Consider the following 25,037-nt stretch of genomic DNA (forward strand, 5'->3'; position numbering starts at 1 on the left):
ATTCCACTTATTGGGAAATGCATCCGCTCAGTCAGGTAAGCCGTGCGCGGTCGGTGATTCGGTGGCGCACCGGGTTTTCTCTGCCTGACGGCCATGACGATAATTAAGGAGAGCATGAATGAGCCTTTTTGAATCCGATCATTTCATCGCATCGCAGACCAACAACGCTGTCGCCCTCTTCGCCTTGACGAATACGACGTTCGAGAGCTTCCAGAGACTGACCGAACTGAATCTGCAAACCATTCATTCGGCACTTGCGACGAGCGAAGCTTACTGGCATGAAGCGCTGTCGGTTAAGACGCCCGAGGAATACCTCACGTGGCAGGCAGGTCTGATACAGCCCGCAGCCGAACAGGCTCTTTCATATAGCCGCCAGCTATACGACATCGCGTCGAACACCAATGCGGAATTGACGAAGGTTGCCGAAGCACATTACGAGCATGAGAATCACTCTGCACGAACACTTGCAGACGACCTTGTGCAGAACGCACCCGCCGGGACAGACCTCACGACCACCGTATTGGAATCGGCCCTCCCAACCTCCCCAGATGCGAGAGAGACCGTCCGCAAGGCGGCCAAGCAGGCCATCGAAGCTGCCAAGGGCCCCCGCACGTCGATTAAATAGGTCAATGCAAAGATGTCCAGCCAGTAATCGCGACGCCGGACACCGGTTTCAGCATTCACCCGTCAGTTCGAAGACATACCGCTTCGTGAGGAGGCACGCATGTTGAGTCCGCATGAATTCACCACCTTGATGCTGGTGAACGCTGCACCCGATCAGATCAGACCCGACCGAGAGGAAATTCACACACTGCTGGCGTGTCAACTCGTGAACATTGAACTGCTGACGACCGGACAGCGGCAGCTAAGCATCACCCCACAAGGCCATGCCGTCCTGAAAGCCGTCGGGCGGGTGTGTTGATCAACCTCCGCCGACCTGCGGCCTGTCGTTCAACGAAGGTTCAAACGAACGTTCAACGCAAGGATAGAAGAAGCGCCTGTAGTGCACCGTCAGCCGGTCCGTAATCGCAGACCGGACGCAACGAAGGAGACTGCAATGGGTGAATCCTGGCTTGGGGTTGTGATCGGTATGTTGGTACTGGTGATTGCGGCAACCGGCGTAATCGCTCACTACCGTCGTGAATATCGTCGTGAAGAGTTACTCAGGAACCTGGATCACCACGACTGGTGCCGCTGGTCCCGGTCCAGGCGGTGACGGTTTCCTGTGCGACAGCGCGATTAGTCGCGCATGTTCGAACACTGACGAACAATAAATCAGAAAAACATCAAGCGCTTATGTCAACGCAAACGCACGCGGAAAAAGACTTGGCTCATATCCAGACGATGATCTCTGAGTTGGAGTACATGGATTGCGGCCACAATACCGCAAAGGCAAATGTCGTAATGCAACCAGACTACTGGCGAACGCGTATTCGCGCCGTGCTTGCACTACCGAACATACCTATCCACATCCACAAGCAGGGTTCGGAACTTCTTGTGAGACTGGATCGGCTCCACGTAGGCTCGCGGGCTAATGCCAGACGCGCCCGGCATCAAGCGTAACCGAAACAGCATCCGCCCTGCGATCAACCGCGATGAAATTCGTTCACCGGACGAGTGTATCGTCTATGGCCCGCTGCCCGGCGCTGAATGTTTCCATTGCGGAACGTTTTTCCGCTAGAAGGAGAAGCGAATGACTCAGGCCAGACACTTTGAATGACGCCCAATACATTCGTAAGTCGTCCAGCCGGTTTCGGCGCGGACCGGCCGTGGAATGACAGCTTCCGTGTGCGGGTAACTGACCGTTTCTGAACCCAAAGCGGACAGGCTGGCGAGACCTGCTACAAATTTTCCCAGAAGATTGTCGATTTTCGATCCTCAGCTTCGTCGTCAGGGTATCCCCACCCAAAGGATCTCCCATGAAATACCTCGGCTTGGCCTACTTCACACCCGAAAAATTCGCCGCGATGGCGCCAGGCGACGTCAAGGCATTGGTAAGCCAATGCCCCGCATTGGACGAAAAGATGCGAGCTACCGGCAAGGTTCTGATTTCCGCGTCGCTTGGCGATCTGGACAAATGGACGACGCTCCGCCCGCGCGGTGGCAAGACGCACATCACCGATGGGCCCTACACCGAGTCGAAGGAAGTCGTGGGCGGCCTGTTCATCATCGAGGCGGATACCCGTGACGAGGCGTTGCGCATCGCCTCCATGCACCCCGCGGCCACGCTGGGCGAAGAAGGCGGATGGGTCGTCGAGCTTATCCCCCTGGATTTCTACCTGGCCCGATGAGGGCTGGGACGCGTGCCTCAAGAAAGCGTTGGCGCCCCGCACTCTACCCGCTCGGGACGGAGTGAGCGGCGCGCAAGGCCTCGTCTGCGACAGCCAGCCGTGACGCCATGACCTTGACGACAAAACGGTGAATTTGCTGCACGGTCACAGGGTCGTCGCGTTCGAGCGCATGCAACGACTCGAGCGTCAAACGCAGGACGCGTGCGGGACCCTCCGCGAGCACATCCGCACTGCGCGCCTGCTGCGTGTACACCGCCATTTCGCCGACGATCGTACCCGGCCCGAACGAACGCAACCTGAGGTTACGCCCATCGGCAAGCGGCAGTGAGACAGTGACACGGCCGCTCTCGACGAAGTACATGGCGTCCCCCGGCTCGCCGCGACGGAACACCGGCTGCCCCGCCCTAAGCTCGCGCACTTCCAGAAGGGCCAGCAGCCTTGTGAGCGCGCATGGCGTGAAATACTGTGCGAGCATCGTGTGGAAATCCTCTTCGGCGCGCGGCAACGCGCGTGAGTCCGAGGCGAGAAGCGTATCCTCGATCCATTCCAATCCCGCATCGAGCGTAGAGAACTCGTGGATCCGGAGATTCAGCGTGCCGGTCTTCATGAGTAGATCACGCGAGCGTATCGGCAACCCCGTCAGCACCAGGTCCGCATTAGTCGTTGCGCACATCTGCCAAAGCTTGACGAAGCTAACCGATACCGATGCGTCCATGCCGTTGGTCGACGCGAAATCGAGCACGACAAAGCGAACGGACAAGGGCCCGCGCGTGGCCAGCCGTTGGCGCACTCGCTGCAAGATCGAATTGGCCGTACCAAAGAAAAGAAAACCCTGCAGACAGGTTCCGCACACCTGTGCACCGAGTTCGTGAAGCCGTTCGGTGGCCTCGATACTGCGTTCGACAGTCGATGTACGCGTGCTCCCGTCGAACTCCATGCGAACGCAGCTGACGCGGCCGTACAGCAACGCGAACATCACACATGCGGCGACCACTCCGGCCACCACCCCCGTGACGACGCCGTAAAACGCAATCGCGCCCAGAATAAGCGGTACAAGCAGGTACTCATGCCAGTTGAGCTTGCCAAAAGCACCGACCAGCCACTGGATCAACAGACGCACTCCCATGAAGAGCTGCAACCCGACCAGCACCGGCACCGGGAATAGCGCCACCAGATCCGGCGAGACGGCCAGCACGAACAGGCAAGCAAGGGCGGCGAACACGCCGGCGAGACGACTTGTCGCGCCAGCGCGTGCATTGAGCATCGATCGATTGAACGACTGGTAGCCGACCATTCCGCCTAACATCCCGCTCGCGATATTGGCGATGCCGGCCGCACGCATCTCGCGGTTCAGATCGATATCTTCCCCTGTGGCTGCGCCTATCGCAGTCGAATTCATCAGGATCGAAATCGCCGAAATCGACGTAACGACGAGGGTCTCCGGCAAATGCGCACCGATTGCCGCCCAGTCGACCCCGCCGTGCATGAGCGATGCAGGCAAATGCAACTCGGGAATTCGTATGGCATGCGGCGCCACGCGCGGAAGCAACAATCGCGTGTCGCGGGCGTCGTCGATCGACAGGCCGGCCGCAAAGAGGAGCACGTAAAACAGGGCGACGCCGAGTGCAAGCGTGATGGGCAGTGCCGCAGCGTGTTTCCAGGTGCGCGACAGAAGCGTGGCTGACGCGCACACGAGTAAAGCCGGTGTCCAGACCAGCCAGTTCAGGTGCGTCACCAGCGCCAAGGTGTGCCAGTTCAAGGGCTCGCCGGTCACGACCCGAAACGCGCCGGCCAGCAGCAGGTAGCCAGTCCCGGCAAGGAAGCCGCCTACAACCGGGTAAGGCAGGAATTGCAGGGAACGGCCGCGCCTGGACGACCCGAGCGCATACAGAATGACGCCCGTCACCACCGAACACAACGCGATGGCGATCAGCACCGTCAGCAAGATTGTTTGCGGTGTTCCGCCGTCAGCCCGCACGCTGCTTGCGACCCCGGCCGCCACACCGGCAAGAAACGCTGTGGCGTTGCCGTCGGGTCCGGCGATGTTCACGCGCATCGAACTCATCAAGGCGATCACGAGTGCCGTCACTACGCAACTGATGAGAGCGGTGGGCACCCCAAGCCCGGCGTAACGGGCGAGATCCGCGCTAAAGATCATGGTACCGAGGCTCATTGCATAGCAGAGCATGACCAGCATCGACACCATGCCGGCCGTCAGATCTCCGGCCAGTCCCCGAATGCGTAGCCCGGAGCGGGGGCCGGATGAGGAACCTGACATGGCTGGCTTCACAGTATTTCCCCGTGAGAGCGGATGCAATCTTGCCTGGGCTGTGCGGTTCGCGCGGCACGCCGCGGCTGCGACGTGTTCGAACATCACCTATCGTTTCGGATGACGAACGACCGCAGATCGCGCTCGCCTCTTCGCGGGACAACGCGGCCGACCCGTCGTGCAGTATCCGTCGCGGCCGCAGCCAGTGTCAAACACACCGCGGCACAGCAGCACGGGGGCACCCGGCGGGCGGCATCTGCCCTCCCCGCGTCGCTCATGCACGGTATCCGTCTCCCTCGCGCTGGACGTACACTGTATTTTGATCGGGAATACCTTCAACGAGCGTATCTGACCATTGCGCCCGTCGCAGCGCGGCAACGGACGAGGCGTCGATTCGTCTGATCCGTGGGTCCAACACGGCCCGGTCCGGGCCAAGCGTTCGATGAGCTGTGCGGCAATGAGCGGCGCGGAGTAGATTCGAGAGCATCGGATTGGTGGCGGCGATGGATATCGATCAGTGGCTGCACGCATTGGGACTTGGGCAATACGCTCCCGCATTTGCCGGGAACGACATCGACCTCACGATGCTGGAACAGCTAGACGACGCGGACCTCAAAGAACTCGGCGTCCTCTCGCTCGGCCACCGCAAGCGCCTACTCGCGGCAATTGCCGATCAGCGCGTCGCCCTGGGCGCAGCGCCGCCCGCCGTGGATGCGCCCGCGAGCGAGCGCCGGCAAGTCACCATTCTCTTCGCCGATCTGTGTGGCTTCACAGCGCTGTCGCAAACACTCGATCCTGAAGAGTTGCGCGAATTGACCGGCCGCTACACCGCGCTCGTCGATGGGATCGTGCTCGGCTACGGCGGTACGATCGATAAGCACATCGGCGATGCCGTGATGGCCATCTTCGGCGCACCGCGCGCGCACGACACCGATCCGCTTCGCGCGGCGCGTGCCGCGCTGGAAATTCATGAGGCACTTAACGGACTGGCCGAGCAAGTGTCGCTTCCGCTGAGGGCGCATGTGGGCATTGCCAGCGGCGAGGTAGTCGCGGGTCCGTTCGAGCGCGCGGACGCACAGGACTACACCGTGCTTGGCGAGTCCGTGAACCTGGCAGCCCGGCTGGTTGCCGCCGCCGGGCCTGGAGAAACGCTGCTCTCCGATGGCGCGCATCGCGCACTCGGTCAATGCGTGATAAGCGACGCCGGCGGCGCGATGCGCTTCAAGGGGATCGATTCGCCGGTGCACGTGTGGCGTCTGCGCTGTCTAGCCGGTGAAACTGTCACCGCAAGCCGAAGTGTTTTTGTCGGCCGCAAGGCTGAACTCGAGCAGTTCAAGGGCCTCGCCCGCGCGTGCCTCGAGCAGCGGGCCGGCCACGTCGTGTATGTCCGCGGCGAGGCGGGCATCGGCAAGACGCGGCTCGTCGAAGAAATGCGCCGCTTCGTCGAAACGCTGGGCTTTGCCGGCCACCGCGGCCTCGTGCTCGATTTCGGCGTGGGCAAAGGCCAGGATCCCATCCGCGCCATTGTCGGCAGCATGGTGGGCCTCGCACCGGCGGCCGGCGTCGATGAAAGGCGCGCTGCCGCCGCACGGGTTGCTGCCTCCGGGGCCGTCGGCCCCGAGCAGCTTATGTTTCTCCACGACATCCTCGACCTCACGCAAACCGGTGAAGGGCGCACGCTTTACGATGCGATGGACAGTGCTGCACGCGCGCGCGGCAAGCGCACGGTCGCGGCAGCGATCGCGGAGGATGTCTGCCGCCATGGGCCAACCCTGATTGTCGTGGAAGACCTTCATTGGGCCGACCCGCAGGTGCTCGGTTACCTGGCCGCCTTCGCCGCGGCGATCGCGAACGGTCCGGGCCTGCTCGTCATGACTTCGCGCGTGGACGGCGATCCGCTCGACGCGGCATGGCGAGCCAGTTGCCGCGGCACGCCTTTTGCCACGATCGACCTTGGCCCGCTGCGCAGCGAGGAGGCGCTGAACCTTGCCGGCAGCTTTATCGATGCCACCGGGCGTGTCGCGCGTGCCTGCATCGAACGAGCCGGCGGCAATCCGCTGTTCCTCGAACAACTCCTGCGTAACGCCGAGGAAGGCAGCCAGGAAGCGGTCCCCGCCACAATCCAAAGCCTCGTGCTGGCGCGCATGGACCGGCTGACTACGCGCGACCGCGAGGCACTCCAGGCCGGCGCAGTCATTGGACAGCGCTTTGGCCTCGCCTTGCTGCGGCGGCTGATCGATACACCGGACTACGTCTGTCACGGGCTCGTCCGCAACGCGCTCGTCTTGCCGGAAGGCGAAGATTTCCTGTTTGCCCATGCGCTCATCCAGGAGAGCATCTACTCGACGCTGCTGCGGGCACGCCGGCGCGAGTTGCACCGCCTCGCCGCCGACTGGTTTGCAGCGACCGACCCGGTGCTGCGCGCCCAGCATCTCGATCGCGCCGAGGACGAGCGGGCGCCGCTGGCCTACCTCGACGCCGCGCTCACGCAACGCGCGGCCTACTTCACCGAGGCGGCATTCCGGCTAGTCGGGCGAGGTCTGCAAATTGCGCAAAAAGATACGGATCGCTACGCGCTGACCTGCTTCAAGGGCGAACTTCAACGAGACCTCGGCGACATTCCAGGCTCGATCGCGACGTACCGTGCGGCCGTGGCCACCGCGCCGAATGAAGCGGATCTCTGTCAGTCCCAACTCGGGCTCGCCGAAGGTCTGCGGGTATGCGAAGGCCTCGCCGAAGCCCTGCCGCTGCTCGACGCCGCGCAGCAAGTGGCGGAGCGTCTGGGCAAGGTGCCCGAACTCGCACGCCTGCATCACTTGCGCGGCAACATCCTGTTTCCGCTTGGCAGGATCGAGGATTGCCGCTCCGAGCACGAGCGCGGGCTTGCCTATGCACGGCAGCTCGGCATCCCCGAAGCGGAGGCGCGTGCACTCGGCGGCCTCGCGGATGCTGCCTACGCACAAGGGCGCATGCGCACCGCCTTCGAGCACTTCAGCCTGTGCGTTGCGTTGAGCCGCGAACACGGTTTCGGCCGCATTGAGGTCGCCAATCGCTCGATGGCCGGCTTCAGCAGGATCTTCCTCAACGAGGCATGCGCGGCGCGCGAGGACGTAAGCGCCGCCGCGCACGCTGCGGCGCTGGTCAGCCAGCCGCGTGCGCAGATGCTGTGCGAAACGTTGGGCGTGTTTGCCTGCTACGAAATGGGTGACATGCCGGCTACTTTCGCTCATCTCGAGCGCGAGATGCAGATCATCCGTCAACTGGGCGCTCGCCGCTTCGAAGCACAGAACATGGAAATGCGAGCGCGCGCACTGCTCGACAGCGGGCATCGGCGAGAGGCCGCCGAATTGCTGCGCGAAGCGCTGGCGATTTGCCGCGAGGTGGGAACGCAGTTCAGCGCCCCCAAGGCCGTGAGCGCACTAAGCTGCGCCGTCGAGGACGACGATGAGCGCACACGTCTGCTCGCCGAAGGTGCGGACATGTTGCGGCGCGGCGCGGTCGGGCACAATCATCTGTGGTTCTACCGCGATGCGATCGAAGCGATGTTGTCCGCCGGCGACGCAGCCGGCGCACTGCACTACGCCACTGCCCTCGAAGACTATACGCGCGTCGAGCCGCTGCCTTGGGCGGAACTGTTTGTGAGGCGCGGGCGCGCCCTCGCTCGTGCGAAACACAACCATTCTGAAGGAACGCGGCGCGAACTCGAGCGCGTACGCGCGGACCTCGTGGAAGCGGGATACAGCAGCTATCTGCCTGCGATAGACGCTGCGCTCGCCTCGTAGCGCAGGCGTTGCCCGATGTATTCCATCGATTCGACAACGCGGGCGGTGCTCCTGTCGTTGCATCGTCCTCGCGACACAACGGTGCCATTCGCGCCCCTGCCTTTAATTGAACATTTCTGGCCGCAAGTCGCTCACTTCGATGATCACATCGGCGGGCAGGTTCGCCCGGCGTGCCGCAGCGCGGATGGCTTCGGCGTTGGGCGCCTCGTACAGGCAATAAGTCTTCTTCTTGTCCGCACTGAGAAACGAAAAGAGCCACTCGACGCCCTCCTCGTCGTTGATCAGTTTCACGGCACTCGCGCTTGCGCCGGTGACCTCCAACTGTTCCGCAAAATTTCGTTCAATCATAAAACGTGGCATCGGATCCTCCTTGATGAGTGGCTCTCACCGCTGCGCCTCGCAGCATGCAGCCGTGTACTAGTGTGTGAGCCCTGTGCTTGTCCCAGCGGCACGGATGCGCTCCACGAGGGCAAACATCTTCAGTTCGCTGGCCGCGGTGGCCGCCGCGGCGAGCAGGTCTTGCGCTCGTGCTCTATCTTCGATGCGATTGCGCGCTGCCAGCATGAGGGCGAATTCGTGCCGGCTATGCGCCAGCCAGGGCGGCGCTCGCAAGCGCTCATCCATGCACAGCGCGTATTCGAAATGCTCTTCGGCGACGGACCAATCGCCAAGAGTGCCGGCGAGCATGCCGAGATGCCGTGCCGCCGATCCGCAGCACAGCGTAAAAACAGGAACGGTGACGACCTGGTCCCGGAACGGCAGGAGACGGGCATAAATCTGTTCGGCGCGGCCGACGTCGTGGAGCCGCGCAGCGACTTCCGCCAGATACGTCAACGTGACGAGCCGCTTGCTGTCTACGGGGATGCTGGATTCCGATTCCGCAAGCCGTTCGAGATTGTCGCGGGCCTGAGCGTCGAAGCCGAGATCGCTGCAGATCAACATGAGCCCGGGCCGCCACGCGGCATCTTCGGAATGCTCGTCGACGAACCGCTTGAAGAGCGGCGCTACCTCGGCGAGCCGGCCTTGTTCGCGGCGTATCGAAAACATCTGCATGCCGTAGACGCCCGTTGCCAGTTTCGCGTCGACGCTCTGCGCCATTTTCAACGACTCTCGCGCCTTGTGCTCCGCCACGGGGAAGTCCCCGACGAGTATGGCCCGCATCGCCTGCGCACCTGTCACACACCATTTGTCGACGAAATGCTGCCCACTGGTGGCAATCTGCCGATATCTTTCCAGCGCGCTCTCGAAGCGTTCCACCGCGCCGATCTCCAGGTAGCCGGCAAGACATCGAGCGCATGCGTGACCTATGGTGTGCGCATCACCGAGATCTTCTGCAATCTGGCTCAATTCCTGTAACACGTTTGCACGCTCCGGGAATTTGTCCGCAGGCAAAGGGCGAGCCCCGATATGCATCATGTCGCATGCCAATGCGTCGAACAGGCTCGGCAGGTCGTTCAGGCGTCTGGCTAGAGCGACAGCCTCCAGAACCAGTTCGTCGGCTTGTTCACCTGCACCGGTCATGTGAACGGTGCGGACCAGCCGACTCAACAGGCGGCAGCGCTCGACGGACTCCTCGGTGCCGATCAAGCCGAGCGCCTCTTCCAGCAAGGAAAGCGATGCTTTGCCGGAGCCTTCGAGGAACGTCTCGGCGGTGTCGAACCCCAACGCCGCCTGCACAAGAAACGACGACAAGTTCTGCTCGCGAGCAACTTGCGCGGCCTGCCGGAAGGTCGCTATCGCCTCGCGGCGGGCCAACCGGATCTCCGCTCCGCCTCTTGTCAGCAGCAGAGGCACCAGGTGGGCTGCCCGATCCTGATTACTGTAGGAACATCGGCTTATCAATTCAAGCCCGCGCTGCGCGTGAGCGATAGCCTCGTCGTAAGCTGCGCCGGCAAGGGCCTGCTCCCCGGCACGCTGCCAGTAGCCGATTGCGCGATCCGGCAGGTCGGCCGCAGCGAAGTTCTGAGCGATCAATTCGGGCTGCCGACTGACCACTTCCGGATAATGGTCCTCCAGAGCAGCGGCGATCAGCGCATGGTATTGGCGGCGGCGCGCCAGCAACAGGGATTGATAGGCGATCTCCTGGATCAACGCGTGCCGGAACAGATACACGTCTCCCTCCCCCGGTTTAACAGAAGCAGGGAGGATGATTTCGGCTTCGATCAGGCGGTCTAGCGTTTCCTGCAGATCGTTCTCCGACCTGGACGCAATCAGGCCAAGCAGCTTCCTGCCGAATTCCCGCCCCACCGTGGCCGCGATCTGGGCGGTTTCCTTCACGGCCGGCTCCAGCCGGTCGAGCCGCGATAGTAGCGAGCCCTGTAACGTGTCCGGGATCGCAATGGTCTGCGGCGTTCCTTTCAACTCATAGCTTGTTCCGGCATCCCGCAACAATTCGCCTTGGAGGACGGCCTTTGTCAGCTCCTCGACGAAGAGCGGCACGCCGTCCGTTTTGGAGACGATCTGATCGAGTACGAAAGGCGGCAGCCGCTTTCCATTGGCGAGCCTTTCGATCATCGCGATGCAATCGCGGCGCGAGAGCCGATCGAGGTTCACCTGCACGAGATGAGGGTAAATCCATCCCGGTTCGAACTCGGGCCGCGCCGTGAGCAGTAGCAGGAGCGGAGTGGCCACGAGCCGCTCGAGCACCAGCCGAACGAACTCGAGGGATGACGGATCGATCCAGTGCGCGTCCTCGACGATGACGAGCACCGGCTGAACTTGCGTCGACTTTTCGATGATGGCGACGAGCACGTCGAGCGTGCGGCGTTTGAAGGACGGGGATGAGGCATCGATTGCCTGATGGCGCCCGCCCGCCGGAATTCCGAGCAAGGTCGTCAGCACGAGAAGCGTCTCGTCGGCATCCAGTCGGAGTCGTGCAATTGCCGCCTCCAGCCTGTCCAGATCCGACGAGTCGGGCGCGTCGGGGCCGAGGCCAAAGGCGCGCCGCAGCCAGCGTAATACCGGCCAGAAAGGGCTGTTGCAATAGTACGAGGAACAGTGGAGCGAAACGACCGCATGGTTGTCGCCACTGATGCCGTCGCCGAATGCCCGCAGCACGCGAGATTTTCCGATACCCGGCTCGCCGCTCAACACGACGCAGCGCATTTCGCCGTCGACGCTCTGCTTCCAGCGTTGCCGGATCATGTCGAGTTCCGCGGCTCGGCCGACGAGCGGCGTGATGCCGTAGACCGCCCTGACTTCGAAGCGGTCGATCGCATCCGTTTGCGCCACCACGCGTTGGACTCGAACCGGACCAGTGATCCCTTTCAGCTCTTGCCAACCGAGGTCTTCGAGCAGGAACGATCCCTCGATCAGGCGCTGGGTGGCCGGGCCCACGACGATCGCGTCGGGCGGAGCGACCGACTGCAGCCTTGCGGCGATGATTGGCGCCTCTCCGACGATCGCCTGGTGGTCCCGCGTGGATCCAGCGCCAATCGCGCCGGCGACGACAAGTCCCGTCTCGATCCCGATACGCATCTGCAGGCGTACGCCGTGCTCGAGTTCGATGCGATCGTTGGCCTCTCGAAGCGCCGAAACGACAGCGAGAGCGGAGAGCACCGCGCGCACGGCATCGTCTTCGTGCGCATTCGGGTAGCCGAAGTAAACGAGCAGGCCGTCACCGATGTAAAGCGCGATGTGACCTTCATGAACTTCGATCACGCTCGCACAGACTTGATGATAGATCCCTAGCAGGCGTCGCATGTCCTCGGGATCGAAGCGCTCGGCGAGAGCCGTGGAATCGATCAGGTCCACGAACATCACGGTGAGTTGCCGCCTCTCGGCCACGGCGGTTTCGCGCGCAGCCGGCGAAGACGAGTCTGCTGGTTCCTTCGAGCGGTCGAGCGATCGCGCGTGGGATTCGCTCCGTGCCGCAAGCCCTTTTGCGAGCCGCTTGCGGTCGCCGAGCGTCAGGCCGAGCTCCTTTAAATCGCCCTCGGACAGGTCGCCGAGCACGTCCCAGTCGATCCCTTGCGATGCAAACTTCGTGGCGTGCCCACCGAGGCCAATCTGCACCAGCCATGTCGTCAGATCGTCCTTCATCGTTAGAACTCTGCTTTGCCGTCGAGAACTATGATCGGCGTGCTGACGCGACTTGTCCATGCACGTTCTCGCCCATTCCATCGATTGCCCGATCAGGCGACGGAATGTCAGGCGCGCGCGGCGGCACCGCTTAAGTAAGAGGAACGAACATTGCAGCGCCTGGCGACCCTGCAATCAGCGATGCCGGGCTCCTCCCAGACCGGCGGGAGCCTACGTTCGAATGCCGTCCTAACGGCGCTGGCTCTATCGTATCGACGATGGGTGACGTGCAAGCGCGGTCACCTCGATCGTCATGTATGGAAATAGCGGTAGGCCAGAAAGAATTTCGTGCAGTTCGTCGTGCGAGTCGACGTCGAAGATACTGTAGTTCGCATACTGACCAACGACCCGGTGCAACTGCTGCCATTTCCCCTGTCGTTGTAGCTCTTGCGAATATGCCCTTTCACGGGCCTTGATTTCATCGGCTTGAGCAAGCGGCATATCCTGCGGCAGGTGTACATCCATTCTTGCGAGATACAGCATTTTTGCTCCTTACGAGACGCTTCTTGAGTTGCTGGGTGATTGCGTCATTTCGACTGTCGAATGACCGGGTGTGCTCAGGCCTTTTTATCCCGGCGGTAGAAAGCGAGCTTCTCTTCATCGATATGGAGTCCGAGCCCTGGCCCTTCAGGAATGTGCAAGTCGAAATCGCGATAATGCGGGCGAGCCGTCACCACGTCATCCTTGAGCAGGAGTGGACCAAAAAGCTCAGTACCCCATGACAGTTGAGGAAGCGCGCCGAATCCATGCGCGGAAGCAATCGAGCCGATGCTGCCTTCGAGCATGGTGCCGCCATACAGCGCCACGCCGGCGGCGTCCGCGATGGCCGCAGTCCGCATCATTCCGTAGATGCCACCTGACTTCGCAATCTTTAAGGCGAAAACGTCAGCGCAGGACCCACGTACGAGTTCGAGCGCGTCTTCGGGACCCGTTACCCCCTCGTCTGCCATTATTGGCACGATGAAACGAGCAGCTAGCCGGGCAAGTGCGCCGCGTTGGTCGCGAGGCGTGGGTTGTTCGATGAGGTCGATGCCGGCGGCTTCCAGCGCGGCAATTCCCATCGCGGCATCAATTTCATTCCATGCCTGATTCACGTCCACGGTGATTCTGGCGCGGTCGCCGAAGGCTGCCTTGATTTTTGACACGTGAGCTACGTCGTCGCGAACGCTACGCCGTCCGATCTTCAGCTTGAACGTATTGTGCCGACGTTCAGCGAGAAGCATTTCAGCTTCTTCTATGTCGCGATCGGTGTCGCCGCTCGCGAGCGTCCAGAGGACCGGAAGGGTCTTGCGAACGGCTCCGCCGAGCAGCGCCGACATCGGCACGCCAAGACGTTTGCCCTGCGCATCCAGCAGCGCCGTTTCGATACCGGACTTGGCGAACCGATTGCCACGGGCAGCCTTGTTCAGCTTGAGCATCGCGTCGTTAACGTTCGTCGCATCCTGCCCCACCAACACGGGAGCCAGGTATGTGTCGATGGTCAGTTTGATGCCTTCGGGACTTTCTTCGCCGTAAGAGAGACCGCCGATGGTCGTGGCTTCCCCAATGCCCTCGATGTCGTCGCTCGCGCGAAGGCGGATGATGACCATGGTTTGTTGCTGCATCGTCGCCATGGAAAGCTGATGCGCGCGAATGGTTGGAAGGTCAACTAGGATCGCTTCGACGGAGGTGATTTGGGGGTTCATACCTGAGGGGACGAGGTTGGAGAGTTGCTGAAGTATTGCGCGCGCAATCTTCCCCTGTCCAAGACCATCGACGTCTAGTGTCATACCGCCAAGGTATAACCGGCTTACCGCCCCTCGTCTGTGCGGGCGACGGAAGCGACCTGCTCTTCCTCGTACAGTCGATAAATGAGATCGAGCATCTCGCTGATGTCGCGCGACTCGTCCATCGCACGCACACTCATGATGATTGGCGACACCAGAGTCGGGTCGTCCAGTTCCTTATAACTCACGTCGTCTCGCTTAAGGCCATAAACGCTGCTCGGGACGATGGAAATCCCCTCGCCGGCCGCGACTAGCCCCAACGCAATCTGAATTTCCCGGACTTCATAGATTTTTCGCGGCTTCAATCCTCGGTCGTGAAAGGCGGCGAGGACCTGGTCTGCGTAGCTCGGACGTGGCGTTTTCGGGTAGATGATCAGCGTTTCGTTGACAAGGTCCCGCAACGCTGAAACAGGCTTGGAAATAGAGAGCGGGTGGCCGAGAGGAAACGCGACAATCATCTTCTCTTCTCGCAGGACCACTCGCCGAATGTTCGCATCCTCTAGCCGGATGCGGCCAAAACCGACATCGATCCGCCCGTCCTTGAGCGCCCTTATCTGGTCTGTGGTCGACATCTCGTGAAGGCTGAGCTCGACCGTCGGATTCTCGTCGCGAAAGCGGCGAATTATTTTTGGCAGCAACCCGTATAGGGTCGATGCGACAAAACCGACAGACATGCTGCGCTCGATGTTGCCCACTCGTCGTGTCATCGACTCGAGCTCCGCAGTCTGCGCCAGCAATTGCACTGCGTGGCCGTAAAAGAACTTGCCCGTCTCTGTCAGTTTCAAAGGGCGCGAGTTTCTTTCGAAGAGTTGCACGCCCAAGGTCTCTTCAAGTTGCTGTATCTGCCGACTGAGCGGTGGTTGCGCGATATGAAGGCGTTGCGCGGCCCGCGTGAAGTTCCGCTCCTCGGCAACCGCCACGAAGTACCGGAGGTGTCGCAGTTCCATTCAATACCTCTCAGATATAGCCCAATACTAAATCGGTGTTGGACCGGTCCATTTGCCGTCAACTATCCTGCATTCATACCGAGTTTCACAGCCCGATTATACCTTCTGAGCATACTTCAACCGGGCAGAAACAAGGGTTAACCCCATCGAAAAATACAGAGAGTCAGGAGCAGACAATGAACGCCAAAGTGTTCGAAACAAACGAAGTGCAGGCCCTTCTCAAGGCCGCCGCCAATCTTGGTTGCGAGGACGGCAATGCCCGCACCAAGGAGATTACCCATCGCTTGCTGGGCGACCTCTTTAAGGCCATCGACGACCTCGACATCACCCCCGATGAGATTTGGGCAGGTGTGACCTACTTCAATAAACTCGGACAAGACGGCGAAGCCGCGCTTCTGGCTGCTGGCCTCGGTCTGGAAAAGTATCTCGACATCCGGATGGATGCGCAGGACCTGGAGGCAGACATTCATGGCGGCACGCCGCGAACCATTGAAGGGCCGTTGTATGTCGCTGGCGCGCCGCTGCGTGACGGTGTATCGAAAATCGATGTCAATCCTGACGAAGACGCTGACCCGCTCATTATCCATGGCACTGTGACTGGGCCCGACCGCGAGCCCGTGGCGGGCGCAGTGGTCGAATGCTGGCACGCCAATTCGAAGGGCTTTTATTCGCATTTCGACCCGACTGGCGCACAGAGCGAGTTCAACCTTCGCGGCGCAGTGCGAACCGGTGCCGATGGCAAATATGAATTCCGCACACTCATGCCGGTGGGCTATGGCTGCCCGCCGCACGGCGCCACGCAGCAACTGCTGAACATGCTTGCCCGGCACGGTAATCGTCCGGCGCACGTGCACTTCTTCGTCACCAGCGATAAAACGGGCAAGCTGACGACGCAAATCAACATCGAAGGCGACCCGCTGATTTGGGACGACTTCGCCTATGCCACTCGCGAGGAACTCGTTCCTCAAGTCGTCGACAAGACGGGCGGCATTGCCCTGGGTCTCAAAGCCGATGCGTACAAAGAAATCCAGTTCGACATCGCGCTTAGTCCACTGATTAAGGGTAAAGACAACCAGCTCGTCAACCGCCCGCGGGCATCAGCTGCGGCGTAACCGCTCGACAAGGCGGCTTTCTGACCGGCTAGCTGCCTGATTCTCCGCATAAATCATTGAACCGATGCAAGGGCTCGTCCGCGGAGTCCGCATAGGGAGAGCAGACATGTGTGCAACTATCGACAAGGCGTTGAAGCTGGAAGACCTGCTGAGCAACGCCGTGCAGGACGACAAAGAAAACGGTGTTTTCCGTTGTCGCCGCGACATCTTCACCGATGCCGATTTGTACGAACTCGAGATGAAGCATATCTTCGAGAGTAACTGGGTTTATCTGGCGCACGAAAGCCAGATTCCTGATAACAACGACTACTACACCACGTGGATCGGTCGCCAGCCGATAGTTGTCACGCGCGACAAAACGGGTGAATTACGCGCGGTCATCAATGCCTGCGCGCACAAAGGTGCAATGCTGTGTCGTCGCAAGCACGGCAACAAGAGCAGCTTCACCTGCCCTTTTCACGGATGGACGTTCTCGAACGCCGGCAAGCTCCTGAAAGTAAAGGATGAGAAGACCACCGAATACCCTGTGCAATTCAACAAGCAAGGCTCGCACGACCTGAAGAAGGTTGCGCGCTTTCAGAACTATCGCGGTTTCCTGTTCGGCAGCCTGAATGCCGACGTCATGCCGCTCGAGGATTACCTCGGTGAGACGAAGGTCATCATCGACCAGATCGTTGCGCAAGCGCCGGACGGCCTGGAAGTATTGCGCGGGAACTCCTCGTATATCTACGACGGCAACTGGAAGATGCAGATGGAGAACGGCTGCGACGGTTATCACGTCAGCACCGTCCACTGGAACTACGCCGCAACGATGGGCCGACGCAAGGACGAAGGCACCAAGGCAGTGGATGCGAATAGCTGGAGCAAGTCGGTCGCCGGCGTGTACGGATTCGAGCACGGTCATATCCTGCTGTGGACCAACACCATGAACCCGGAAGTGAGGCCGGTTTATCGGCACCGCGACGAAATCACAGCGCGCGTCGGCGAAGACAAGGGGAGATTCGTCGTCAACCAGACCCGCAATCTGTGCCTTTATCCCAACGTTTTCCTGATGGACCAGTTCAGCACGCAGATTCGTGTGGTTCGTCCGATTAGCGTCGACAGGACCGAAGTCAGCATCTTCTGCTTCGCCCCCAAGGGCGAGAGTGCCGAAGACCGCGCGACCCGCATTCGCCAATACGAAGATTTCTTCAACGTATCGGGCATGGGGACCAGTGATGACCTCGAAGAATTTCGCGCGTGTCAGTCCGGGTACGCCGGTTCAACGACGATGTGGAATGACCTCTCGCGCGGTGCTCCGCTGTGGATTCACGGACCGGACGAAAACGCGAGGAGCATGGGCTTGAATCCGCTCATCTCTGGAGAACGTAGCGAAGACGAGGGCCTCTTTGTGGTCCAGCACGAATACTGGTTGCAGGTGATGCGCGATGCCTTGCGAAAAGAACAAGCGGAGGCGACGGCATGAGCTTCGATTATCAAAAACTCTGTCGCGCCCTTTATCAGGAAGCCCGTTTCCTGGATGACCGTCAATGGGACGAGTGGCTCGCCTGCTACACAGAGGACGTCACCTACTGGATGCCGGCGTGGGACGACGATGACACGCTGACGGAGGACCCGCAGAGGCAGATCTCGTTGATGTACTACGCAGACCGAGGTGGCCTCGAAGACCGCGTATTCCGCATCAAGACCGAACGAAGCGGCGCTTCGATGCCAGAACCGCGCACGAGCCACAACGTGACCAATGTGGAAGTGCTGGCTGAGCGTGATGGCGAAGTGGACCTTCGATACAACTTCAACACGCTTATTCACCGCTACAAGATCACGGACCAGTTCTTCGGCACGATGTACGTAACCTTGCGCACGGTCGACGACCGTCTGCTGATTTCCAGCAAGAAGATTGCACTCAAGAACGACTATATCCGACAGGTGCTCGACGTCTATCACGTTTGATGCCACCGGTCGGATGGAGACAAGGAAGTAGGAGACAACATGTCCAGCTACAACATTGCACTGAACTTCGAAGACGGAGTGACCCGCTTCGTCGAATGCAAGGCCGGCGAGAAGGTTCTCGATGCCGCCTTTCGCGCCAGGATCAACTTGCCGATGGACTGCTCTGATGGCGTATGCGGTACCTGCAAATGCCGGGCGGAGAGTGGCAGCTACGATCTGGGCGATGACTACATAGAGGACGCGCTTACCGACGACGAGAAGCAGAGCGGTCTCGTCCTCACATGTCAGATGGTTCCCGAGAGCAATTGTGTCATTGCGGTCCCGGCATCGTCGACGGCCTGCAAGACTGAGCACAGCAAGTTCGCCGCCACGGTCACAAAGGTCGAGGAGCATAACGACGCGGCCGTCGTGCTCGAGATGGACGTGGACGGCGACCCGCCCGTCTTCCTTGCCGGTCAGTACGTCAACATCGATGTACCCGGCAGCGGCGAACATCGCTCCTACTCGTTCTCATCGTCGCCCGGCGAATCGAAAATCAGCTTTTTGATCAAGAAGATTCCCGGTGGCGTAATGAGCACCTGGCTCGAATCGGCCCAGCCTGGTAACAAGGTTCAGCTAACCGGACCGATGGGCATCTTCTATTTGCGTCCCGTCAAACGGCCCTTGCTGTTCCTCGCAGGCGGCACGGGGCTCGCCCCGTTCCTGTCGATGCTGGAAGTACTGGCCAGTGCGAACTCCCAGCAGACGGTGCACCTCGTCTACGGCGCGACCCGCGACCTCGACCTGGTGTTGGTCGAGGCCATCCAGGCATACACGGAAAAACTTCCGAATTTCACGTTCAGCACCGTTGTGGCCGCGGCCGAATCCAGCCACCCGCGCAAGGGCTGGGTGACCCAGCACATGCCCGCAGAATGTCTGAACGACGGAGATGTCGACGTGTACCTGTGCGGCCCGCCGCCGATGGTGGATGCTGTACGCAAATACTTCGACGAAAACGGTGTAGAGCCAATGAGCTTTCACTACGAGAAATTTACCCCCAACGTAGCACTGGTGGACTCATGAACGCGCAAAGGTTCGAAGGCAAGGTGATGGTAGTCACGGGAGCGGCGCAGGGAATCGGGCGCGGCGTCGCCCTGCGTGCAGCATCGGAGGGTGCGAAAGTGCTGTTGGTGGACCGCGCCGAGTTTGTCTCCGATGTCGCCGCCGAGGCGATTGGTGCCCAGACAGCCGGCTTCGTCGCAGACCTCGAGACGTATGAAGGTGCAGCTTCGACAATGGCTTTCGCGGCGCAAAAGTTTGGCCGGATCGACATTCTCGTCAATGCGGTGGGCGGTGCGATTCGCATGCGGCCTTTCGCGGAATTCGAACCGGCCCAGATCGATGCTGAAATCCGCCGTTCCCTGATGCCGACCCTGTATGCGTGCCACGCGGTCCTCCCTCAGATGCTGACGCAAGGCCGGGGAACCATTGTCAACGTCTCATCGAATGCCACACGAGGTATTCGCCGCGTGCCCTACTCGGCTGCCAAGGGCGGCGTCAATGCGCTAACCCAGTCGCTCGCGATGGAGTACGGCGAACGCAACATCCGCGTGGTCGCTGCTGCTCCGGGCGGGACAGAGGCGCCTCCGCGACGCGTGCCTCGCAACGCAGCCGGAGATAACGACCAGGAAAGGGCCTGGATGAGCGAAGCCGTGAAGCAGGTGGCTGAGTCCAACTTCTTCAAGCGCTATGGGACGCTTGAAGAGCAAGTCGCGCCGATTCTCTTTCTTGCATCCGACGAAGCTGGCTACATCACGGGTGCCGTGTTGCCGGTTGCCGGCGGCGACAACGGCTAGAGCCTTGAACCCAAATTAGTCAAGAGACGCCGCTATGAAGGAACGCAAAGCCGTCGTGCCGGCCGGAATGGAAGCGGTGTACGAAAGAATTCGCTACGCTCCGGCGGTCAAGGTCGGAAGCACCATATACGTGTCTGGCCAGATTGGTCGCGACGACAAGATGAAACTCGGGGGCACAGCTGGTTATATCGTTGAAATAAAGGCTGTCGCTGTGTTGCCTGATTAACCGTGGAGCGACCAATTTCCCGAAACACCGAGTCAACGTGCCTGGCGAAAGTGGCCGGCAAGCAACCCGCGATGCTGCTGCAGTACTGCCTGGTCGAGCGGACGACGCGGCAGGATTGGGGATTGTGCCCGACTACGACGAGCCCTTCATCGCAGTCAGCCAGAAGTACAACCACGGAAAAGGCCGACTGCCCGACCAGCTCATTGGGGGCGGCACGTTTGCCGTAGCGAACACATCCGCGGAGAAATAGTTTGACTTGCTGACGCCACCCCGTACAATAGGCTTCATGCTGCAGTGCAGCATTTCACCTTTCTGCCATGCTGACGCCTGTCTGGTTCACTCGTGGCCCTGCCGCCTTACCTTTCGGAGTTATGAATGACCACATTTACCCCCCAGCAGTTGATTGCCGCGCAGCAAGCGAACGTTGAAGCCTTTTCTGGCGCGCTCAACAAGGCATTCGCGGGCTTCGAAAAGCTGGTCGCGTTGAACTTGCAGGTCAGTAAGGCGGCTCTAGCCCAAAGCCAGGAAATCGTGATCAAAGCCGTTTCGGCGGGCAATCCGGGCGCTCTGTTCGCATTGCAAGCAGGCCTTTCACAGCCGGTTGCAGAAAACGCGGTGGCGTACGGCCGTAGCGTTCATGAAATCATGACCGAAGTTGGAAGCGACATTTCGGCCGCTGCGACAGCGCAAGGCGAAAAATTGCAGCGCGATACGCAAGCGTTTGTCGAAGGCCTTAAAAAGAACGCGCCCGCTGGAAGCGAATCGGCTATAGCTGCGTGGAACTCCGTCTTCTCTGCGACGAACGCGACCTACGAATCGGCCAGCAAGGCTGCGAAGCAGTTCGTCGCTACGGTGTCCACCGTACAGTAAGACCGCGGCCTCTTACCGCACTTGCAGGTCGACAAATGCGAACTTCGGTTCGCATTTGTCCTTCCGGCATTGGGTATATCGGGAAGCACGTTAGGCGACCGCACAAGACCTTTCCGCAAACAGCATCAAGCTACGATTGATTCAACGGACATGCAGCATGGACGACCGATTTGATAGACGAGAACTGTTACTCCATCTTGGCGACATTCTCCACGCTTTGAACTATCTGACCGCCAAGGCCAAACCTGGCATCTCTGTGACGCAAGTCCTGCAGAAAGACGATGCCTTGCAGACCTTCGGGTTCCTCCGCGCATTAACGCCGCAGATGACGGTTGCAGAGTTCGGCGCAGGGGTCGCCAGTGCGTTCTCCCAGTGGCCGAAGGAACTGCTTGAGACAGAGCTAAATAGGGACGCGCTTGCCTCAGCCGTTAAGGACAACCTTTTTCAGGGCAACGTTGACGGCTGGAATGCATACGTCGCTCACATTCGAAAGGATGTGCCCTGGTTTGGGATCGGGCCTCGCGAAGTGAAGCGGACAGAATTGCCGGAGCCGGTGAACCGAGCCGCAGGTGAGACGACGACAGCCGAGCCGAACGCCCGCGTTCTGTCAGCCGCCGGAGCTGACGTACGTAACGAAAAAAGGGGCTGGCCATGGCCGGAGCCAAGGTTGACGTCCTGAAGCAGGAAACCGGCGCAGTCAGCGCGCAGGTTGGGATCGTTTTCATGGACCCATGCCGCACCGAGAATATCGATGCCTATGCAATTCCGCATCTTTAGCCATCCTGATCGATTATCTAAACGGTGCCTGATGTAGTCCCGGGCCACACCGCTCCAACGCTTTTTGAATTCCACGCCGCGGCGACAAACCGCGAATGAATTGAAATACCCATTACGCAACAGTCCTTCTTTTTAGCGACGAAGTTGCGGATCGCCTCGGGAAAGCACGGAGCGCATTTTTCCAAAAATCGTTTGACGGCGTTATTGGCTCGTATATGCTGGCTTATAGGCGTTCGCCGTCCGCTCATCGCAGAACATCTGCTTATGGTTTTGCGCTGCAGCGAAATCGCTTCACAGCGGTTGCAGGCGATCATCCCAATGTCCTGTTTCTTTAAACGCCCCGTGCGAATGAGCAAGCCGTTCAATACTTTCAACGTTGCCAGTCGAGTGTAATCGTGAGAGTCCGTGGCCCTTTGGTGAGATGGAACCGCAATCAGGCGAGTTGTCCTCGCGCTGACGGCGCCATCGCCGACGGCAGCAGCGGCAGCCTTGCGTTCCGCCGCTTCGTGTCCGTCTTCACAATCCTTTCGCGTCGTTCAGTTCGACGTCACAACTCTATCTCCGCCCGCGCCTTCATTGCTGTCCGTACGGACGAAGTCGCCTCGCTGTTGCCGTAGCGCCTCCCTCTTTTTCGCCGTTGGGTTCGTCCGTTTGCGCGAGCGCGTTCGCTTGAGCCGCGCGTTTGCGCATGTGCGGTGCTCAATGCCGTCCACGTGTCTCGCACATGTCGGCCCGGCTGTGCAGCGCACCGGGCCTTATCGAACGGCCAATCTGATCATCACGCGCGGCGCGTTCCGTTGACGGCGACCGCCTGCCCTGCTCCGGCGGCTTGACGCGTCGCGTCCGGCTGTGGACTGGTGCCGCGCTGACATTCACGGTGCTCATGCCGCGTCCCGCATCTGCTGCGTCCCGCGGCTGAACACGCACGTCAATTCGTTATGCGAAAGAAACCTCTAATCGGCATTAGTGCTGATCGAACGACGACAGGCGCTCATCCGTCGCACGTGGTCGGTGAGAAATACATCGCAGCAATCGTCGACGGGTCGCAGGCGCTGGCAATGCTACTGCCTGCGCTCGGCGAGCGTCAGTCCACGGAAGATGTGCTGGCCACTGTCGACGGTCTGTTCTTCACCGGCAGCTATTCGAATCTCGAGCCGCACCTTTACGGCGGCGAGCCCAGTGTGTCGGGCACGCTGCACGACGCGGCCCGCGATGCGACGACGCTGCCGCTGCTGCGCGCCGCGATTGCGGCGGGCGTGCCGGTGCTCGCCGTATGCCGTGGCATGCAGGAAATGAACGTGGTGTTCGGCGGGACGTTGCATCAAAGCATTCACGCGATCGCGGGCTTCAGCGACCATCGCGAGAACAAGGCGGAGAGCCTCGACCTGCAATACGCACCGTCTCATACGGTCTCGCTTACGCAAGGTGGCTTGTTGCAGCGGCTTGCTGGCGGTGCAAACGAAGCACGCGTGAACTCCTTGCATGGCCAGGGCATCGGGCAGTTGGGCATGGGTCTCGTGATCGAAGCCACTGCGCCGGACGGACTGATCGAAGCGGTGAGCGTGAACGGTGCGCGCGCTTTCGCGCTGGGCGTGCAGTGGCACCCGGAGTGGAAGCATGCGAGCGACTCGCTCTCCACCGCGATCTTTCGTGCGTTCGGCGATGCGTGCCGCGAACGCATGCGTGACAAATACGAGAGCCGGCTATGACACCCGGCTTGCCGCCGCCAGGCAGGCCTGCGCGAGAGCGCAACAAAACGAGAGAAAATCATGTATGACATCGACGAATTTCTGAAGAAGAATCACGTCACCGAAATCGAAGCGATCATCCCGGACATGGCGGGGATTGCGCGCGGCAAGATCATTCCGCGCAGCAAGTTCGAGTCGGGCGAGTCCATGCGCTTGCCACAGGCCGTGATGATCCAGACCGTCACCGGAGATTATCCGGGCGACGGCACACTAACCGGTGTCACCGACCCGGACATGGTGTGCGTGCCCGACTCCAGCACGATACGGATGATTCCGTGGGCCGTCGATCCGACCGCTCAGGTGATTCACGATTGCGTTCACTTCGACGGCACGCCGGTCGCCATCTCGCCCCGCCGCGTGCTGCGCCGTGTGCTCGAACTGTACAAGGCGAAGGGCTGGAAGCCGGTCATCGCACCCGAGCTCGAGTTCTATCTGGTCGACATGAACAAGGATCCGGATCTGCCGTTGCAGCCGCCCATTGGCCGCACCGGGCGCCCCGAGACCGGACGTCAGGCGTATTCAATAGAAGCCGTCAACGAGTTCGACCCGCTCTTCGAAGACATCTACGAGTATTGCGAGGTTCAGGAACTGGAAGTCGATACGCTGATTCATGAGGTGGGCGCCGCGCAGATGGAGATCAACTTCATGCATGGCGACCCGCTCAAACTCGCGGACAGCGTGTTCCTCTTCAAGCGCACGGTACGCGAAGCGGCATTGCGTCACAAGATGTACGCCACTTTCATGGCCAAGCCCATGGAAAGCGAGCCGGGGTCGGCCATGCACATGCATCAAAGCCTCGTCGACGGGGAAACCGGCCACAATCTTTTTACCGGCGCCGACGGCAAGCCCACGTCGCTCTTCACCAGCTACATAGCGGGCTTGCAGAAATACACGCCCGCGTTGATGCCGATTTTTGCGCCGTACATCAACTCGTATCGGCGCCTCTCGCGCTTCATGGCCGCGCCGATCAATGTTGCCTGGGGATACGACAATCGCACAGTCGGCTTCCGCATTCCGCATTCGGGGCCGGCCGCGCGCCGCATTGAAAACCGTATTCCCGGCGTGGACTGCAACCCGTATCTCGCGATAGCGGCGACGCTCGCGGCTGGCTACCTCGGCATGACGCAAAGGCTCGAAGCTACCGAGCCGCTGCTGAGCGACGGATATGGGTTGCCGTACCAACTGCCGCGCAATCTCGAAGAGGGGCTGACATTAATGGGCGCTTGCGAGCCCATTGCAGAAGTACTCGGCGACAAGTTCGTGCAGGCCTACCTTGCATTAAAAGAGACCGAATACGAAGCGTTCTTCCGCGTGATCAGTTCGTGGGAACGCCGGCATCTGCTGCTGCACGTCTGAAGCGAACGCAAATGCGGATGTGAGAAAA

General features: G+C 60.5%; 21 protein-coding genes and 1 pseudogene. 16 read left to right on the forward strand and 6 right to left on the reverse strand.

From position 1 onward, the window contains the following. Nucleotides 1–118 precede the first annotated feature (118 nt). The 4 genes from RW095_RS28295 (at nt 119) to RW095_RS28310 (ending at nt 2,291) form a co-directional block, all read left to right on the forward strand. On the forward strand, nt 119–625 hold the full coding sequence (locus RW095_RS28295) for a phasin family protein (RefSeq protein WP_317022073.1): 507 nt from the start codon (nt 119–121) through the stop codon (nt 623–625). Nucleotides 626–724: 99 nt separating this feature from the next. Next, nucleotides 725–922 carry a hypothetical protein gene (locus RW095_RS28300; RefSeq protein WP_027798037.1) on the forward strand — a complete coding sequence of 66 codons (198 nt, stop codon included), beginning with the start codon at nt 725–727 and terminating at the stop codon, nt 920–922. A gap of 135 nt (nt 923–1,057) precedes the next feature. Then, nucleotides 1,058–1,216 carry a hypothetical protein gene (locus RW095_RS28305; RefSeq protein ID WP_317022074.1) on the forward strand — a complete coding sequence of 53 codons (159 nt, stop codon included), beginning with the start codon at nt 1,058–1,060 and terminating at the stop codon, nt 1,214–1,216. A 703-nt stretch (nt 1,217–1,919) separates the two neighbouring features. Continuing rightward, nucleotides 1,920–2,291, forward strand: coding sequence for a YciI family protein (locus tag RW095_RS28310; protein WP_317022075.1), 372 nt, complete (start codon nt 1,920–1,922; stop codon nt 2,289–2,291). Between the two features lie 43 nt (nt 2,292–2,334). Here RW095_RS28310 and RW095_RS28315 read toward each other — a convergent pair whose 3' ends face one another. Continuing rightward, nucleotides 2,335–4,569, reverse strand: coding sequence for a SulP family inorganic anion transporter (locus RW095_RS28315; protein WP_317022076.1), 2,235 nt, complete (start codon nt 4,567–4,569; stop codon nt 2,335–2,337). 494 nt (nt 4,570–5,063) lie between these two features. On the opposite strand from RW095_RS28315, the gene RW095_RS28320 reads away from it, so the two are divergent. Then, nucleotides 5,064–8,342 (forward strand): adenylate/guanylate cyclase domain-containing protein, encoded by a 3,279-nt coding sequence (locus RW095_RS28320; protein WP_317022077.1) that lies wholly within the window; start codon nt 5,064–5,066, stop codon nt 8,340–8,342. 102 nt (nt 8,343–8,444) lie between these two features. Here RW095_RS28320 and RW095_RS28325 read toward each other — a convergent pair whose 3' ends face one another. The 5 genes from RW095_RS28325 to RW095_RS28345 all read right to left on the reverse strand — a co-directional run bounded on the left by RW095_RS28325 (nt 8,445) and on the right by RW095_RS28345 (nt 15,135). After that, nucleotides 8,445–8,702 (reverse strand): DUF4242 domain-containing protein, encoded by a 258-nt coding sequence (locus RW095_RS28325; RefSeq protein ID WP_027798033.1) that lies wholly within the window; start codon nt 8,700–8,702, stop codon nt 8,445–8,447. Nucleotides 8,703–8,759: 57 nt separating this feature from the next. After that, on the reverse strand, nt 8,760–12,383 hold the full coding sequence (locus RW095_RS28330) for an AAA family ATPase (protein WP_394365202.1): 3,624 nt from the start codon (nt 12,381–12,383) through the stop codon (nt 8,760–8,762). A 243-nt stretch (nt 12,384–12,626) separates the two neighbouring features. Then, complete coding sequence (gene catC / locus RW095_RS28335) at nt 12,627–12,905, reverse strand: muconolactone Delta-isomerase (protein WP_317022079.1); 279 nt, start codon at nt 12,903–12,905, stop codon at nt 12,627–12,629. A 74-nt stretch (nt 12,906–12,979) separates the two neighbouring features. Further along, entirely contained in the window at nt 12,980–14,107 is a 1,128-nt protein-coding gene (locus RW095_RS28340) for a muconate/chloromuconate family cycloisomerase (RefSeq protein ID WP_317022080.1), read from the reverse strand. A 104-nt stretch (nt 14,108–14,211) separates the two neighbouring features. Beyond that, on the reverse strand, nt 14,212–15,135 hold the full coding sequence (locus RW095_RS28345; protein WP_317022081.1) for a LysR family transcriptional regulator: 924 nt from the start codon (nt 15,133–15,135) through the stop codon (nt 14,212–14,214). A gap of 176 nt (nt 15,136–15,311) precedes the next feature. Between RW095_RS28345 and catA the strand changes: the two genes are divergently transcribed. The 11 genes and pseudogenes from catA (at nt 15,312) to RW095_RS28400 (ending at nt 25,009) form a co-directional block, all read left to right on the forward strand. Beyond that, the gene (catA, locus tag RW095_RS28350; RefSeq protein WP_317022082.1) at nt 15,312–16,247 is read left to right on the forward strand and encodes a catechol 1,2-dioxygenase; all 936 of its coding nucleotides are present in this window, start codon (nt 15,312–15,314) and stop codon (nt 16,245–16,247) included. A 106-nt stretch (nt 16,248–16,353) separates the two neighbouring features. Continuing rightward, nucleotides 16,354–17,712 carry a Rieske 2Fe-2S domain-containing protein gene (locus RW095_RS28355; RefSeq protein ID WP_317022083.1) on the forward strand — a complete coding sequence of 453 codons (1,359 nt, stop codon included), beginning with the start codon at nt 16,354–16,356 and terminating at the stop codon, nt 17,710–17,712. Further along, on the forward strand, nt 17,709–18,197 hold the full coding sequence (gene benB / locus RW095_RS28360) for a benzoate 1,2-dioxygenase small subunit (RefSeq protein ID WP_128597727.1): 489 nt from the start codon (nt 17,709–17,711) through the stop codon (nt 18,195–18,197). Before RW095_RS28355 ends, benB begins: the two co-directional genes overlap by 4 nt. 39 nt (nt 18,198–18,236) lie before the next feature. After that, nucleotides 18,237–19,259 carry a benzoate 1,2-dioxygenase electron transfer component BenC gene (gene benC / locus RW095_RS28365; protein WP_317022084.1) on the forward strand — a complete coding sequence of 341 codons (1,023 nt, stop codon included), beginning with the start codon at nt 18,237–18,239 and terminating at the stop codon, nt 19,257–19,259. Further along, entirely contained in the window at nt 19,256–20,032 is a 777-nt protein-coding gene (benD, locus tag RW095_RS28370) for a benzoate diol dehydrogenase BenD (RefSeq protein WP_317022085.1), read from the forward strand. Before benC ends, benD begins: the two co-directional genes overlap by 4 nt. A gap of 34 nt (nt 20,033–20,066) precedes the next feature. Further along, nucleotides 20,067–20,201, forward strand: a pseudogene (locus RW095_RS28375) (RidA family protein); the annotation flags it as partial. 432 nt (nt 20,202–20,633) lie between these two features. After that, nucleotides 20,634–21,128 (forward strand): phasin family protein, encoded by a 495-nt coding sequence (gene phaP, locus RW095_RS28380; RefSeq protein WP_128584285.1) that lies wholly within the window; start codon nt 20,634–20,636, stop codon nt 21,126–21,128. Between the two features lie 157 nt (nt 21,129–21,285). Next, nucleotides 21,286–21,807 carry a hypothetical protein gene (locus tag RW095_RS28385; protein WP_317022087.1) on the forward strand — a complete coding sequence of 174 codons (522 nt, stop codon included), beginning with the start codon at nt 21,286–21,288 and terminating at the stop codon, nt 21,805–21,807. A gap of 493 nt (nt 21,808–22,300) precedes the next feature. Beyond that, entirely contained in the window at nt 22,301–22,522 is a 222-nt protein-coding gene (locus RW095_RS28390; protein WP_394365203.1) for a hypothetical protein, read from the forward strand. 321 nt (nt 22,523–22,843) lie between these two features. After that, nucleotides 22,844–23,614, forward strand: a complete 771-nt coding sequence (locus tag RW095_RS28395; RefSeq protein WP_317022088.1) for a gamma-glutamyl-gamma-aminobutyrate hydrolase family protein — start codon at nt 22,844–22,846, stop codon at nt 23,612–23,614. A 60-nt stretch (nt 23,615–23,674) separates the two neighbouring features. Beyond that, complete coding sequence (locus RW095_RS28400; protein WP_317022089.1) at nt 23,675–25,009, forward strand: glutamine synthetase family protein; 1,335 nt, start codon at nt 23,675–23,677, stop codon at nt 25,007–25,009. Nucleotides 25,010–25,037 lie beyond the last annotated feature (28 nt).

Source organism: Paraburkholderia kirstenboschensis (assembly GCF_032806925.1).
Taxonomy (GTDB): domain Bacteria; phylum Pseudomonadota; class Gammaproteobacteria; order Burkholderiales; family Burkholderiaceae; genus Paraburkholderia; species Paraburkholderia kirstenboschensis.

Coding starts and splice junctions, on each gene's coding strand:
- phaP (WP_128584285.1), top strand. CDS start 20,634: ATGACCACATTTACCCCCCAGCAGTTGATTGCCGCGCAGCAAGCGAAC.
- RW095_RS28305 (WP_317022074.1), top strand. CDS start 1,058: ATGGGTGAATCCTGGCTTGGGGTTGTGATCGGTATGTTGGTACTGGTG.
- RW095_RS28320 (WP_317022077.1), top strand. CDS start 5,064: ATGGATATCGATCAGTGGCTGCACGCATTGGGACTTGGGCAATACGCT.
- RW095_RS28310 (WP_317022075.1), top strand. CDS start 1,920: ATGAAATACCTCGGCTTGGCCTACTTCACACCCGAAAAATTCGCCGCG.
- RW095_RS28400 (WP_317022089.1), top strand. CDS start 23,675: ATGTATGACATCGACGAATTTCTGAAGAAGAATCACGTCACCGAAATC.
- benD (WP_317022085.1), top strand. CDS start 19,256: ATGAACGCGCAAAGGTTCGAAGGCAAGGTGATGGTAGTCACGGGAGCG.
- RW095_RS28385 (WP_317022087.1), top strand. CDS start 21,286: ATGGACGACCGATTTGATAGACGAGAACTGTTACTCCATCTTGGCGAC.
- RW095_RS28395 (WP_317022088.1), top strand. CDS start 22,844: ATGCGAAAGAAACCTCTAATCGGCATTAGTGCTGATCGAACGACGACA.
- RW095_RS28345 (WP_317022081.1), bottom strand. CDS start 15,135: ATGGAACTGCGACACCTCCGGTACTTCGTGGCGGTTGCCGAGGAGCGG.
- RW095_RS28325 (WP_027798033.1), bottom strand. CDS start 8,702: ATGCCACGTTTTATGATTGAACGAAATTTTGCGGAACAGTTGGAGGTC.
- RW095_RS28295 (WP_317022073.1), top strand. CDS start 119: ATGAGCCTTTTTGAATCCGATCATTTCATCGCATCGCAGACCAACAAC.
- RW095_RS28355 (WP_317022083.1), top strand. CDS start 16,354: ATGTGTGCAACTATCGACAAGGCGTTGAAGCTGGAAGACCTGCTGAGC.
- benC (WP_317022084.1), top strand. CDS start 18,237: ATGTCCAGCTACAACATTGCACTGAACTTCGAAGACGGAGTGACCCGC.
- benB (WP_128597727.1), top strand. CDS start 17,709: ATGAGCTTCGATTATCAAAAACTCTGTCGCGCCCTTTATCAGGAAGCC.
- RW095_RS28300 (WP_027798037.1), top strand. CDS start 725: ATGTTGAGTCCGCATGAATTCACCACCTTGATGCTGGTGAACGCTGCA.
- RW095_RS28340 (WP_317022080.1), bottom strand. CDS start 14,107: ATGAACCCCCAAATCACCTCCGTCGAAGCGATCCTAGTTGACCTTCCA.
- catA (WP_317022082.1), top strand. CDS start 15,312: ATGAACGCCAAAGTGTTCGAAACAAACGAAGTGCAGGCCCTTCTCAAG.
- RW095_RS28315 (WP_317022076.1), bottom strand. CDS start 4,569: ATGTCAGGTTCCTCATCCGGCCCCCGCTCCGGGCTACGCATTCGGGGA.
- RW095_RS28330 (WP_394365202.1), bottom strand. CDS start 12,383: ATGAAGGACGATCTGACGACATGGCTGGTGCAGATTGGCCTCGGTGGG.
- catC (WP_317022079.1), bottom strand. CDS start 12,905: ATGCTGTATCTCGCAAGAATGGATGTACACCTGCCGCAGGATATGCCG.